The organism is Pseudomonas sp. FW300-N2A2 (assembly GCF_017351735.1).
Classification (GTDB): domain Bacteria; phylum Pseudomonadota; class Gammaproteobacteria; order Pseudomonadales; family Pseudomonadaceae; genus Aquipseudomonas; species Aquipseudomonas migulae.
Genome location: NZ_JACNDU010000024.1, coordinates 51,827 through 65,240, shown reverse-complemented (window position 1 = coordinate 65,240; position 13,414 = coordinate 51,827). Strand labels below are relative to the sequence as shown.

The 13,414-nt window shown below is 60.1% G+C and carries 13 protein-coding genes; 10 read left to right on the top strand and 3 right to left on the bottom strand.

Annotated features, from left to right (window positions below):
• The first annotated feature begins 5 nt into the window (after nt 1-5).
• The 10 genes from J4E42_RS23135 (at nt 6) to J4E42_RS23090 (ending at nt 10,701) form a co-directional block, all read left to right on the top strand.
• A complete protein-coding gene (locus tag J4E42_RS23135) occupies nt 6-434 on the top strand; it encodes an acyl-CoA dehydrogenase (protein WP_207286262.1) in 429 nt (142 codons plus the stop codon).
• Between the two features lie 284 nt (nt 435-718).
• Entirely contained in the window at nt 719-1,027 is a 309-nt protein-coding gene (locus J4E42_RS23130) for a hypothetical protein (RefSeq protein ID WP_207286261.1), read from the top strand.
• Between the two features lie 290 nt (nt 1,028-1,317).
• Nucleotides 1,318-2,721: an LLM class flavin-dependent oxidoreductase gene (locus J4E42_RS23125; RefSeq protein ID WP_207286260.1), complete on the top strand. Its 1,404-nt coding sequence runs from the start codon at nt 1,318-1,320 to the stop codon at nt 2,719-2,721.
• Nucleotides 2,722-3,503: 782 nt separating this feature from the next.
• Nucleotides 3,504-4,409, top strand: a complete 906-nt coding sequence (locus J4E42_RS23120) for an AMP-binding protein (RefSeq protein ID WP_008043192.1) — start codon at nt 3,504-3,506, stop codon at nt 4,407-4,409.
• On the top strand, nt 4,406-5,182 hold the full coding sequence (locus J4E42_RS23115) for an ABC transporter ATP-binding protein (RefSeq protein ID WP_192417544.1): 777 nt from the start codon (nt 4,406-4,408) through the stop codon (nt 5,180-5,182). Before J4E42_RS23120 ends, J4E42_RS23115 begins: the two co-directional genes overlap by 4 nt.
• Complete coding sequence (locus tag J4E42_RS23110) at nt 5,182-6,063, top strand: branched-chain amino acid ABC transporter permease (RefSeq protein ID WP_207286259.1); 882 nt, start codon at nt 5,182-5,184, stop codon at nt 6,061-6,063. Before J4E42_RS23115 ends, J4E42_RS23110 begins: the two co-directional genes overlap by 1 nt.
• Before the next feature lie 4 nt (nt 6,064-6,067).
• Complete coding sequence (locus J4E42_RS23105; RefSeq protein WP_207286258.1) at nt 6,068-7,117, top strand: branched-chain amino acid ABC transporter permease; 1,050 nt, start codon at nt 6,068-6,070, stop codon at nt 7,115-7,117.
• 30 nt (nt 7,118-7,147) lie between these two features.
• Nucleotides 7,148-8,488: an ABC transporter substrate-binding protein gene (locus J4E42_RS23100; RefSeq protein ID WP_008043197.1), complete on the top strand. Its 1,341-nt coding sequence runs from the start codon at nt 7,148-7,150 to the stop codon at nt 8,486-8,488.
• 3 nt (nt 8,489-8,491) lie between these two features.
• Entirely contained in the window at nt 8,492-9,259 is a 768-nt protein-coding gene (locus J4E42_RS23095; protein WP_207286257.1) for an ABC transporter ATP-binding protein, read from the top strand.
• Between the two features lie 14 nt (nt 9,260-9,273).
• Nucleotides 9,274-10,701, top strand: a complete 1,428-nt coding sequence (locus J4E42_RS23090; protein ID WP_207286256.1) for an FAD/NAD(P)-binding protein — start codon at nt 9,274-9,276, stop codon at nt 10,699-10,701.
• Nucleotides 10,702-11,672: 971 nt separating this feature from the next.
• Here J4E42_RS23090 and J4E42_RS23085 read toward each other — a convergent pair.
• From J4E42_RS23085 to J4E42_RS23075, 3 genes are all read right to left on the bottom strand, one after another.
• A complete protein-coding gene (locus tag J4E42_RS23085; RefSeq protein ID WP_207286255.1) occupies nt 11,673-11,897 on the bottom strand; it encodes a hypothetical protein in 225 nt (74 codons plus the stop codon).
• Nucleotides 11,898-12,007: 110 nt separating this feature from the next.
• The gene (locus J4E42_RS23080; RefSeq protein WP_008043213.1) at nt 12,008-12,742 is read right to left on the bottom strand and encodes an ABC transporter substrate-binding protein; all 735 of its coding nucleotides are present in this window, start codon (nt 12,740-12,742) and stop codon (nt 12,008-12,010) included.
• A gap of 144 nt (nt 12,743-12,886) precedes the next feature.
• The gene (locus J4E42_RS23075) at nt 12,887-13,279 is read right to left on the bottom strand and encodes a hypothetical protein (RefSeq protein ID WP_008043215.1); all 393 of its coding nucleotides are present in this window, start codon (nt 13,277-13,279) and stop codon (nt 12,887-12,889) included.
• Nucleotides 13,280-13,414 lie beyond the last annotated feature (135 nt).

Below are 13,414 nucleotides of genomic sequence, written 5' to 3'. Positions count from 1 at the left end.
CCATCATGAATGCCTTGACCCAACCGATTGCTGCCGGACAACCCCTGGCCAAAAGTCAGCACGACTTGCACAACGCCCGCAGTTTGCTCGATGCGACCCTGCGCTTCGTTCGTCAGCAGAGCAAAACCACGAACGATCCGTTTGTCATCAGCCGTTTCGGCGATGTGCACATCCGCATCGAAGTTGCCGCCGCGCTGCTAGAGCGTGCGGAGGAGTTTTTGAATAGCCATGAAGATGCCACTGAGGTCAGCGTCGCCATTGCCGAGTCTCATCTTGCCAGTGCAGAGGCGCTGAGCGCGGTTAGCGATGCTGAATTCGAACTGACTGGGCAGCGCACTGTGTTGCCTGGATCTCTGCAGGATCCGTTGCGCTGGAAGCTTCACCTTATTGGCAATTTTCGACTGAATGGCATACATCCGGCGAAGTTTGCCTAATTCACGGATGACCCCTGATGAGTTCAGCAGTTTTCTGCTGCTTATCGACCTCACGCCTGTCGCAACGACAGGCGTTGTCGCGTTGAAGTTTTTGCACCGCATTTTGATCTGACTGCAAATTACCGTCCGTCCAATATCCCTGCATGCCTGTTACTTTTGACAGTAGACAGTTATTTGTCATGGGCCTTAAATCATGATCCAGTGCAATGGGTGCGCTGAACAGCGGAGAACTTCAGCCAAGAGCTGTGGGAAACCATTGTTGATGATTTTAAGAGGATTGCGAAATGGCGGGATATCTGGATGCACCTAAAGTAGTGGCCTTGCGGGAAGAGAAGGTCTACGTGGCTACCACGACTGAATCTTTTAACAGCGAGATTAGGTCTGGAAATGAAATTTATTTGCAATACGTTAAAGACAGCGCGCTCATTACTTTTGCCCACAAAATAGCTCTGAGAGATGGTGAAGGGCTTAGCGCTCAGCTTGCATGGAACACTCAGGGCCTCCCCAACCCCGTCATTTTCGTTTGCACCCGCAGGACAGAGTCTGGAAGAACTGAGTCTGAAGGTGCGGTGATGCCACTTATTCCTTATTGAGATTCTAAAAGCCATAACAATGAGTGCTCTTTTTTTCGCTGAAGATTTGAGCGCTTCTAATTATAGGTGTTGCCCCACAAACAGTACTAAAACAGTTTGTGTTGTTGAATAGATCAATATCTCACGTCGATACTTCTCAAAGTATCGAAACCACGCGCCTCATCTCTATTGGCCTGACTTGTGCATTAAGACTCCTATATCCATCTGGAGCCTTAATATCATGTCGATCACCTCTGCCACCCCCGGCTTTATCCTTATTTCATCAGCGCGGTTTTCAGGAGTATTGCCTGATGCCTCGTGAAATCCGCCTCAACGCTTTCGACATGAACTGCGTCGGTCACCAGTCGCCCGGTTTATGGGCGCACCCACGGGACCGTTCGTGGCAGTACAAAGACCTCGAATACTGGACCGATCTGGCGAAAATCCTCGAGCGCGGCAAGTTCGACGGATTGTTCATCGCCGACGTGCTCGGCATCTACGACGTCTACAACGGCAACGGTGATGCGGCGATCCGTCAGGCGGCGCAGGTGCCGGTCAACGATCCGCTGCAACTGATTCCGCCGATGGCGCTGGTCACCGAACATCTGGGTTTCGGCCTGACTGCGTCGCTGTCGTTTGAGCACCCGTATCCGTTCGCCCGACGCCTGTCGACCCTCGATCACCTGACCAAGGGCCGCGCCGGCTGGAACATCGTCACCTCGTACCTGGAGAGTGGCGCGAAGAACCTCGGGCAGAAAAACCAGACTGAACACGACGCCCGCTACGACTTCGCCGAAGAGTACCTGGAGGTTTGCTACAAACTCTGGGAAGGCAGTTGGGAGGAGGGCGCGATCCTGCGGGATCGTGAGCGTCGGATTTTCAGTGATCCGAGCAAAATCCATGAGATCCAGCACGTCGGCAAACACTTCCAGGTGCCGGGCATTCACCTCTGCGAACCGTCACCGCAACGCACGCCCGTGCTGTACCAGGCCGGCGCATCGAGTCGTGGCAAGCAGTTCGCCGCTGAACATGCCGAATGCGTGTTTGTGGCAGCGCCGTCGAAAGTGCTGCTGAAAAAGACCGTGGCCGACATTCGTCGTCGCGCCGCCGAGGCTGGGCGTGATCCGTCGAAGATCCTGATCTTCAACCTGCAAACGGTGATCCTCGGTGAGACCGATGCCAAGGCTAAAGCCAAGTTCGAGGAATACAAAACCTGGGTCAGCTATGAAGGTGCGATGGCATTGATTTCGGGCTGGACCGGGATCGATTTCAGTCAGTTCAAACCGGATGAACCGCTCAAGCATGTGCACACCAACGCCATCCAATCGGCGGTGGAAGCGTTCTCCACGGCCGATCCGAACAAGGTCTGGACGCCCAACGAACTGGCGGACTGGGTCGGGATTGGCGGGTTTGGTCCGCTGTTTGTCGGCAGCCCCGAGACGGTTGCCGATCTTTTGCAGGAGTGGGTTGAAGAGACCGATGTGGACGGCTTCAACCTGGCCTATGCGCTGACGCACGAAACCTTTATCGACGCCGTGGAACTGCTGGTGCCGGAGTTGCAGAAGCGTGGGGTCTACAAGACCGAGTACGCACCGGGGACCTTGCGCGAGAAGTTGTTCGGGGAGGGCGCGCGGTTGCCGGAGATACATCCGGGCGCGGGGTATCGGGATTTGGCGGGGTTGCGGCAGCAGGGGAAGAAAGTGGTGTCTGCCTAGACGCCATCGTCGGAACGCCGCCCGCAGCAAGCCGGCTCCTACAGGATTCGTGTTGCCGGTGATTTCCGTGGACGACACAAAACCCTGTAGGAGCGTGGCTTGCCCGCGAAGAGGCCGGTACATCCAGCATTGATGTCGGCTGTCACGCCGCCATCGCCAGCAAGCCGGCTCCTACAGGGTTTTGTGTCATGCACAAATATCACTGGCGACACGAAACCTGTAGGAGCGTGGCTTGCCCGCGAAGAGGCCGGTACATCCAGCATTGATGTCGGCTGTCACGCCGCCATCGCCGGCAAGCCGGCTCCTACAGGATTCGTGTTGCCGGTGATTTCCGTGGACGACACAAAACCCTGTAGGAGCGAGGCTTGCCCGCGAAGAGGCCGGTACATCCAGCATTGATGTCGGCTGTCACGCCGCCATCGCCAGCAAGCCGGCTCCTACAGGGTTTTGTGTCATGCACAAATATCACTGGCGACACGAAACCTGTGGGAGCGAGCCTGCTCGCGAAGGGGCCGGCACATCCAGCATTGATGTCGGCTGTCACGCCGCTATCGCCAGCAAGCCGGCTCCTACAGGATTCGTGTTGTGGATGATATTTGCAGACAACACAAAACCCTGTAGGAGCGAGGCTTGCCCGCGAAGAGGCCGGTACATCCAGCATTGATGTCGGCTGTCTCGCCGCCATCGCCGGCGAGCCGGCTCCTACAGGGGATGGTGGTGATTTAGAGATTTTGGCCCAGCGGACCACCGCACGCTTTTGCCCATGAACAGGAGGTCAACCCATGAGCGTGCATGAACTCAAACGTCCGCCCTTTGCGGACACCGCCGAGTGGCGGGTCGAGCTGCCCACGGCGCTGGAGCAATTGCGCCACTGGGCGCAGGTCAGTCCGTTGCAGCCGGCGCTGCGTCACAAGCGCCATGGCCAGTGGTTTGTCTGGCGCTGGATCGATGCCCTGCGCGATGTCGAGCGCTTGGCCGACGGCTTGCGCCAGCAAGGTTTTACCGAAGATTCACGCCTGGCGCTCAGCGGTGCGTTCGAACCGAATCTGTTGCTGCTGGCCCTGGCCGCACAACACATCGGCGGGCAGTTGCTGACCCTGCCGGACAACCTCGACCCCGAGTCCCTGCACAAAACCCTCTGGCGCAGCGGGCCCACGCACGCCTTCGTTCAAGGCCGGCAGACCCGGCAACTGTGGCTCAATCAGGGCCAAACGCTGCTCAACTTCAACGACCTGCTTGGCCCGGTCGACACTCCGCAGCGCCTCAACCGTTGGCGCCAGAACGCGCAACTGTGGAGCGAAGAGGGCACGCAATGGCAAGCCGGCCTGACGGTGTTGCTTGAGCAATGGCTGAGCAGCGGCCAATCCCTGGCTTTCCCGGAAAGCCCCGGCAGTGCCAGTCGCGACCGGCGTGAGGTGGCGCCTTCGGGGCTGCTGCTGTCGGCCGAACGCCTGCAACTGCTGGCCGAGGAAATCGACAGTCGCCTCGCCGCGCAAGGCACCTGGCGTAGACGTCTTTGCGAGTGGGCCATCGCTCACCCGGAAAAAGGCCTGCAACGCCTGATCAAGAACCGCGTTCGGCGACTGCTCGGTTTTCACAACCTGCATTACATCTGGCAGGCCACGCGCACGCCTGAGGTGAAAGCCGCGCCAACCTGGCTCACTGAATTCAAACAGGACATCGCATGACTTCGACCGATTCCATCCTGCAAGTCAGCGGCATTTCCCTGTCCTTCAAAGGCGTGAAAGCGATCAACGAGCTGTCCTTCGACGTGCGTCGGGGCGAGATCTGCGCGCTGATCGGCCCCAACGGCGCGGGCAAGAGTTCGCTGCTCAACGTGCTGAACGGCGTGTACCGCTTCGACGCCGGTTCGATTGTCTTCGAGCAACAGCCGTTCAAACGCATCGACCCGTTGACCGCTGCGCGTCGAGGCATTGGCCGCACGTTCCAGAACAACGCGTTGTTCAAGAAAATGAGCGTGATCGACAACATCCTCACCGGCCTGTCGCGGCACTTGCGCAGCAGCTTCATCGAACAGGCACTCAACCTGCCGCGAGCACGCCGCGAGGCCGAAGCCTTCCGCCAGCAAGCCCAGGGCATTCTCGAATTCCTTGAGCTGCAGGCGCATCGCGATGTGCCGGTGGGCAATCTGTCCTACGGCCTGCAAAAACGCGTAGAGCTCGGCCGCGCCTTGATCGCCGGCCCGCGCCTGTTGCTGCTGGATGAGCCGATGGCCGGAATGAACGCCGAAGAGAAACAGGAAATGGCCCGTTTCATCGCCGACATCAACCGCGACCTTGGCACCACGGTGGTGTTGATCGAGCACGACATGAGCGTGGTCATGGGCCTGTCCGACCACGTCGTGGTCCTCGATTACGGGCGCAAGGTCGGTGACGGCACGCCGGCCGAAGTGCAGGCCGATCCCGAAGTGATCGCGGCGTATCTGGGAGTGGTGCACTGATGACATTTTTCTTCGAAACCCTGCTCGGCGGCTTGCTCGCCGGGACCATGTATTCGCTGGTCGCCATCGGCTTCGTGCTGATCTACAAGGCCAGCGGCGTGTTCAATTTTGCCCAGGGCGCGATGCTGTTGTTCGCCGCGCTGACCTTCGTCAGCCTGCACGATCAGGGCGTGCCGTTTGCCCTGGCGCTGTTGCTGACCGTGGTGGTGATGATCATCGGCGCGTTGCTGATCGAACGGCTGGTGCTGCGGCCATTGGTCAACCGCTCGCAGATCACCTTGTTCATGGCCACGCTTGGGCTGTCCTTCATCATCGAAGGCCTGGCACAAGGCTTGATGGGCTCGCAAGTGCGGGCGCTGGACTTAGGGATAGACGACGTGCCGGTGTTCATCGGCGGGATGATGGTCAGCCAGTTCGACTTGATCGCCGCGGCGGCGGCCATTTTGCTGGTGACGGTGTTGGCGTTGCTGTTCAACAAGACCCGCATCGGCGTGTCGTTGCGGGCGGTGGCGGATGACACCACCGCCGCGTTGTCGATTGGCATCAACCTAAACCGGATCTGGCAGATCGTCTGGGCCGTCGCGGGCATTGTTGGATTAGTCGCGGGTTTGCTCTGGGGCGCACGCCAAGGCGTGCAGTTTTCCTTGTCGCTGGTGGTGCTCAAGGCTCTGCCGGTCTTGATCATCGGCGGCTTCACTTCGATTGGCGGGGCGATTGTCGGCGGGCTGATTGTCGGCGCGGCGGAGAACCTCGCCGAGGTCTACGTCGGTCCGTTGATCGGCGGCGGCATCACCCCGTGGTTCGCCTATGTCCTGGCCCTGGCCTTCCTGTACATCCGTCCCGCCGGCCTGTTCGGCGAGCGCGCCATCGAGCGAGTCTGAACCCATGACCATTTCCCTTGCCCGCGAAACCGCGCCGTCGGTGTTGATCCAGCGTCGTATCCCGTTTGGACTGCTTGGCCTGTTATTGATCGCCTTCGTGGTCGTGCCGCTGACCGGCAACGACTATTGGTTGAACGCAATCCTGATCCCGTTTCTGGTGCTGTCCCTGGCCGGCCTCGGCCTGAATCTGCTCACCGGATACACCGGCCAGACCTCGGTCGGCGCCGCCGGGTTCATGGCGGTCGGGGCGTTTGCCACGTATGGGTTTTTGCTGCGTTTGCCTGAACTGGGCTTGCCCGTCGCGTTGCTCGGCGGCGGGTTGATCAGCGCGGTGGTGGGTTTTGTTTTCGGCCTGCCGAGTTCGCGGATCAAAGGCTTTTACCTGATGGTCACCACGCTGGCGGCGCAGTTTTTCCTGGAGTGGCTGTTCGTCAAATTCCCCTGGTTCTACAACTACGGTTCGTCCGGGACCATTTCCGCACCGAAACTGGCGCTGTTCGGCCACGACCTGAACACTCCGCTCGGTCGCTATCTGCTGACCCTGACCACCGTATTGTTGCTGACCTGGGTGGCGGTGAACCTGGTGAAAAGCCAGATCGGCCGCAACTGGATGGCGATCCGCGACATGGACACCGCCGCAGCGGTAATCGGCATTCCGGTGGTGCGCTACAAACACCTGGCGTTCGCCGTCAGTTCGTTCTACCTCGGCATCACCGGCGCGCTGTGGGCCTTCGCCTACCTGGGCACCGCCAGCGCCAGCAGTTTCGATATCAACCGGTCGTTCCAGATCCTGTTCATCATCATTATCGGCGGCATGGGCAGCATCGCCGGCAACTTCGTCGGTGCGGCGTTCATCAGCCTGTTGCCGATCCTGCTCAGCCACGCCGGGCAAGCTTTGTTCGGTGGTTCGGTGGACGCCGGGCAGTTGCAGAACCTGCAAAAAATCATCTTCGGCGTGCTGATCATCCTGTTCCTGATCAAGGAACCGGAGGGCCTGATCCGCCTGTTGGGCAACCTTCGTGAACGGCTGAGTCACTGGCCGCTGCGCTTCTGAATCCTTTCCATTATTAGATAGAGAGACAACATGCGTGCATCCTTGAAACGTTCGTTGGTCGGCGCCGCTTTGACGCTGGCCGTTTTCAGCAGTGCAGTGCCGGTGGTCCAGGCCTCGGCGGACCAGCAATTCTTCCCGTTGGCCACCTATCGCGTCGGTGCCTACGCCTCCAGCGGCGTGCAGGTGTGGGCCGGGATGCTCGATTACCTGAACTACATCAACGATGTGGAAGGCGGAATCAACGGCGTCAAACTGGTGTGGCAGGAATGCGAAACCGAGTGGACGGCGGAGAAGGGCATCGAGTGCTATGAGCGCTTCAAGAAAGGCCTGGATGGCGCGCCGGTGGCGATCTATTCACCCAACGGCGCACCGGCGGCCTATGCGCTGAGCGAGCGCGCGGAAGTCGACAAGATCCCGCTGATCACCCTCGGCTACGGGCGCACCGAAGCCACCGACGGCACGGTGTTCCCGTACAACTTCCCGGTGATGCTGACCTTCTACAGCGAGGCGTCGAGCCTGATCAATTACATCGCTCAGCGCGAGGGCGGTTTCGACAAACTCAAGGGCAAGAAGATTGCCACGGTCTATCACGACTCCGCTTATGGCCGGGAAACCCTCGGCCCGCTGAAACTGTTGGCGGAGAAATACGGCTTCGAGAACATCCAGATTCCGGTGGCCGATCCTGGTAACGAGCAGTCGGCGCAATGGCGGCAGATTCGCCAGGTCAACCCGGACTGGGTGTTCCTGCGTACATGGGGCGTGTCGACGCCGGTCGCGGTGAAGACCGCCGCGCGTTTCGGCTTCCCGGTGGACCACATCGTCGGTGACATCTGGGCCAGTTCCAGCGAAGACGTGTTGCCCGCAGGCGCCGCCGCGAAGGGTTATCTGGCGCTGACGCCATACCCCGCTGGCGCTGATTTCGAGATCCACAAACGCCTCAAGCAATTCATCCTCGACAAGGGCAAGAGCGACCTCAAGGACCTGAAAAATTTCGGCAGCGTCTACTACAACTCCGGGCTGGTGAATGCCGCTGTCATGGTGGAAGCGATCCGTACTGCGCAAGGCAAATTCGGCAAGCGTCCGTTGAACGGCGAAGAAGGTCGCTGGGGGCTGGAACACCTGAACATCGACGATGCGCGGCTCAAGGACATGGGTTATTTCGGCCTGATGCAAAACCTCAAATTGTCCTGCAAGGATCACGAAGGCGGCGGTTCGGCGCGGGTTCAGCAGTGGGACGGCGCGAACTGGACGCTGATCAGCGAGTGGATCGCCGCCGACCGCGCCTTGTTGCGACCTTTGATCGATGAAAAATCCGCCGCGTTCGCCAAGGAAAAAAACCTGACGCCACGCACTTGCACCGGGGATGAATAAACCATGAGCCAAGCCGCCAGCGACATTGCCGCCAACAACCTGTTGCGAGTCAATGACATCGAGGTGATCTACGACGGGGCGATCCTGGCCGTGGCCGGGGTTTCGCTGACGGTGCCCAAGGGCGGCATCGTCGCGTTGCTCGGTGCCAACGGCGCGGGAAAAAGCACCACGCTGAAGGCGATTTCCGGGCTGGTGCGGGCCGAGCGGGCGCAAGTCAGTCGCGGCACGATCGAGTTTCTCGGCCACGATACGGCGGGTGTCGATCCCAGTCTGCGCGTGCGCCAAGGAATGGTGCACGTGCTGGAAGGTCGCCACGTGTTCCCGCAGTTGACGGTCGAAGACAATTTGCGCAGTGGCGGCTTCGTGCGCGGCTTGAACCGCCAGGAGCTGGCCCGGGACCTGGAGCGGATTTACGCCTGGTTCCCGCGCCTGAAAACCAAGCGCAAGACCCAGGCCGGACTGACGTCCGGTGGCGAGCAGCAGATGGTCGCTATCGGCCGGGCGTTGATGACACGTCCTACTTTGGTACTGCTTGATGAACCTTCCATGGGTTTGGCGCCTATTATCGTCCAGGAGATTTTCGAGATCGTCGCCCAGCTCAATCGCGACGAGCAGGTGAGCTTTCTGATTGCCGAGCAAAACATTAATGTGGCGCTCAAGTACGCTTCACAGGCCTATGTCCTCGACACCGGCCGGGTGGTGTTGTCCGGCAGCAGCGAGGCGCTGTTGGCGCGGGGCGATCTGCATGACTTTTATTTAGGTAAACACTGAGCAGTGAGAACGCCATGACTGAAACCCAACGCGGACAGGCGACCGACGCCATCCGCCACGCGGACATCCTGATCGTCGGCGGTGGCCTCAGCGGCGCGATGCTGGCGGCGCAGTTGTTGCGCCTGCCCGGCAAACGCTCGTTGCTGGTGATCGAGCCCCGGGCAGAACTTGGACGGGGCGAGGCCTACAGCGCGGTCGAGTTGGGCCATACGCTCAACGGCAACGCGGCGCGCATGAGCGTCGACCCGGACAACGCCGACGACCTGACGCAATGGCTGACCGAGTACATCGCCGGTGGTGGCTGGCCGGAGTCCGATGAGCAGCATGTGCCGGTCAGCGAGCTATTTCCGCCCCGGGGGATTTTCGGGTTGTACGTGCAGCAACGGTTGGCCGAAGCGCAAGCGCTGGGCGCGTTGAATGGCTCGACGGTCGAGCATGTGCGGGCCGAGGTGGTGGACTTGCAGACGCTGGATGATTCGGTGCGGTTGAGCTTGAGTGACGGCCAGCGGTTGCAGGGTGCTTATGCGGTGCTGGCGACCGGGATGTTTCCGGCTGCGCGCACGCCACAGACCGAGTCCAGTGGCTTGAACGCTGCGGCGCTTGATCCCTGGGATGTTGCCGCGATGCGTGAGCTGGATCCGCAATCGACAGTGTTGATCATCGGTTCGGGCCTGACCATGGTCGATGCCGTGGTGTCGCTGGAACAGGCCGGGCATCGCGGGCCGATTGAAGTGTTTTCCCGGCATGGCTTGCTGCCGCACGTGCGTCGACAACCACCGGCGTGGGTGGATTTTCTTGCCGAGGATCACAGTATTCGTACGCCGCGACAGTTGGTGCGAGCACTGCGTCGGCATTGCCGGGATGCCATTGAGCAGGGTGTCGATTGGCAGGCGCCACTGGATACGGTGCGGGCGCATATAGGACGGTTGTGGAGTCAGGCGACGGATGGGCAGCGTCGGCAGTTTGTGCGGCATGTGCGGCCGTGGTGGGAAAGTCATCATCACCGGTCGCCGCCGTTGAGTGCCGAGTTGGTTGCACGATTGCACGGGGAAGGGCGGTTGCGGATTCAGGCGGCTTCGTTCAAAGGGCTGGAGCCGGCTTCGGGCGGTGTCAGTATCTGTATTCGTCGACGTGGTGAAGCGCAAACGGTTGTCGTCAGTGGCGCGGCGTTGATCAATTCCAGTGGCATCGAGTACGACTGGCGACGGGTGGCGCGACCGTTGCCGCAGCAGCTGTTGGCCCGAGGGTTGGTGCGGCCGGGGCCGTTGGCGCTGGGGATTGCGGCGGCGGTTGATGGCGCGGTGCTGGGTGGTGATGGGCAGGTTGCGAGTCGACTGTTTGCCATGGGGCCGCCGTTGCGGGGGATGTGGTGGGAGAGTACGGCGGTGACTGACGTGGCTAGTCAGGCCAAGGCTTTGGCTTTGCGCTTGGTTGGGGGTTAGGTTGGGGGTATATCCGTTTTTTTGTGATGGCTGGTATTGGTTTCGCCCTTACGGCGAGTCACTTTGGAAAAGCCCCAAAGTAACCAAAGGGCTCTTGCCCCTTTCGTTCGGTGGCTCGCTAATGCTCGCCATGCCCTCGCTCCGGTCCTGCTCCGTGGGCCCGCCGCCATCGGCCATCCCTGGCCGGGGGCGGCTAACCCGGCATCCATGCCGGGTTGCCCACTACGCAGAACCTGCGCTCGGCCTCTCGAGGGGGCGTGTACCGCAAAAGCCAGATCAAAAGCTGAAGGCGAGCTAACGCTCGGCCTGATGAGTGGTGAAAGTCAAAAGCAAACGCGATTTCCTGTAGGAGCCGGCTTGCTGCGGGCGGCTCCTACAGGGGAATGCGTAAGTGTCCGAAATTAGTGGGCCACCAAAAGATCAAATGCCAAATCGAGGCGGCCCGCCCCGTCTCTTTGATCGTACGCATTCCCCTGTAGGAGCCAGCTTGCTGGCGATGGACGTCAACGATAACGCGGGCTGTCTGGATGAACGCGTTGTCCGGTCGTTTTTCGCGGGCAAGCCTCGCTCCTACAGGGGATCGCGTGTGCTTTTGATTTTCACCACTCATCAGGCCGAGCGTTAGCTCGCCTTCAGCTTTTGATCTGAGCGCCCCCTCGAGAGGCCGAGCGCAGGTTCTGCGCAGTGGGCAACCCGGCATGGATGCCGGGTTAGCCGCCCCCGGCCAGGGATGGCCGATGGCGGCGGGCCCACGGAGCAGGACCGGAGCGAGGGCATGCCGAGCCTAGGCGAGGCACCGAACGAAAGGGGCAAGAGCCCTTGGTTACTTGGCGCTTCTCCAAGTGACCCGCCGTAAGGGCGGAACCAATATCAGCCATCACAAAAAAAACGGATATGCCCCCAAACAAAGAAACCCCGAAAAGACCAAATCCTCTCGGGGTTTCCTATTCAAAGCCGCACAAACCAGCCAATCAATAACGCTGATACTTGGACCCAAACTCAGGACGGTTTTCAGCGACATACAACGTACTCGCCTGAGTGTCTTTACGATCAACACCAACCGTATTCACATTCAACTTAGCCGGCTGACTGACCTTCGCCGCCGCCACCACTGGCAACGTAGCATGCGGGGCAGCGATGGCCGATGTAGCACCAAGAACCGAAAGGACGAAACCAAGACCAATAATGCTTTTCATGATGTTGCTCCAGAACTGTGGGAAGAAGATGGGCCCACAGTAGTCCTGGAGCATCACGATGAAAAAACACCCTGACGCATAGTCTTTATCGAGAACGTTGATCCACGCCGTCAGCGTGGTGTGCGGTCTGCCAGCCAGCGCTGCTTGAGCTGTTCCAGGCGCCCGTCCTGGCGCATCGTGTTCAGCGCCTGTTGCCAGCGCGCAATCTGACGCGGGTCGGTCAACGGCGAAAAAGCGATATACGTGGCTTCCTTCATCAGCGGTATCTGGTAGTGCAACTGCTCGGGTGGCACTCCTTCTTCACGGGCCATGGTGGCGACGGAAAGGGTATCGGCCACCACGAACTCCGCGCGACCCAGACGGGCCAGGCGCATCATTTGTTCGGGGGTTTCCACGCCGTACAGATTGTTCACATCCTGCTTCTGCAAGTAGCTGTAGACCAGCCATTTTCGCGGAACGGCAATGCGGCCCTGATGACCGGCCTCCAGCAGACTGCGCACCGGCTGCCGGGTGCTTTCAGTGGAATACAGAGCGGTTTCCACCTCCATCAGCGGACCGACCCACTGATACTGGCCATCACGCTCGGCAGTGCGCAACACGGTGAACACCCCCGTGGCGGGCTCGGTGCTGGCCACGTGCAAGGCGCGCAGTAGCGGGACTTGCTGAAAGTGCACCTGGTCGCCAGCCATGTCGGCCAGTGCCTGCACCACGTCCACGCCAAACCCCACCAGCTGATTACCCTGCTGGAAATGCAGGGGCGGGTGGTTGTCAGTCAGCATGTTCAGGTCTGCCGCGACCGCAGTGAACGTCAAAAGAGACAGCAGGCAAACGGCGATGCGCTTCATGAATCGTCCTTGATCGAATGTGGCGCAAAGCTTAGTACGAGCGTGCAGTCACTGTCCCGCGCAATTGAGCGGGCTTTTGCGTCAGACCTGAGGATTTATGGGTATCACTCCCACAGGGGATCTTTGTTGCGATGTAGATCGCGATCAATACCGCTGATATTTCGAACCGAACTCTGCGCGGTTTTCCGCCACGATCACGCCGCCGCGTACGGCGTTGTCCGGGCTGATCAGGGCGACACGTTCACGCAGTTCCTGCAGGCGATCGGCACCCCCTTCAGCAACACGTTCACGCAGCTCTTGCAAACGATCGGCGCCACCTTCGGCGACACGTTCGCGCAGCTCTTGCAGGCGATCGGCACCGCCTTCAGCCACGCGGTTCTGTTGCAGCCGATCCGAGCCACCTTCCACCAGCAGCTGCTGGATCTGGCCGTGGGACACCGCGCTCACGGTGCTGGCCGAGGCCAGATTCGACAGGCCGAGACCACCGACCAGTGCCAGACCGAGTGCCAGGGAAGAAACTTTCGAGAAATTGATCATGGTGATTCTCCGTGCGTTTAGTTTGAGTGGGTCGGTAGCTGCTGCTATCCGGTGATCACAGTTAAACGCCCGGGTGTATCGGTGATGTGTGCTCGAACCCGGCGAAATCGCTGTCTGCGTATCTGTTGCGGGTTC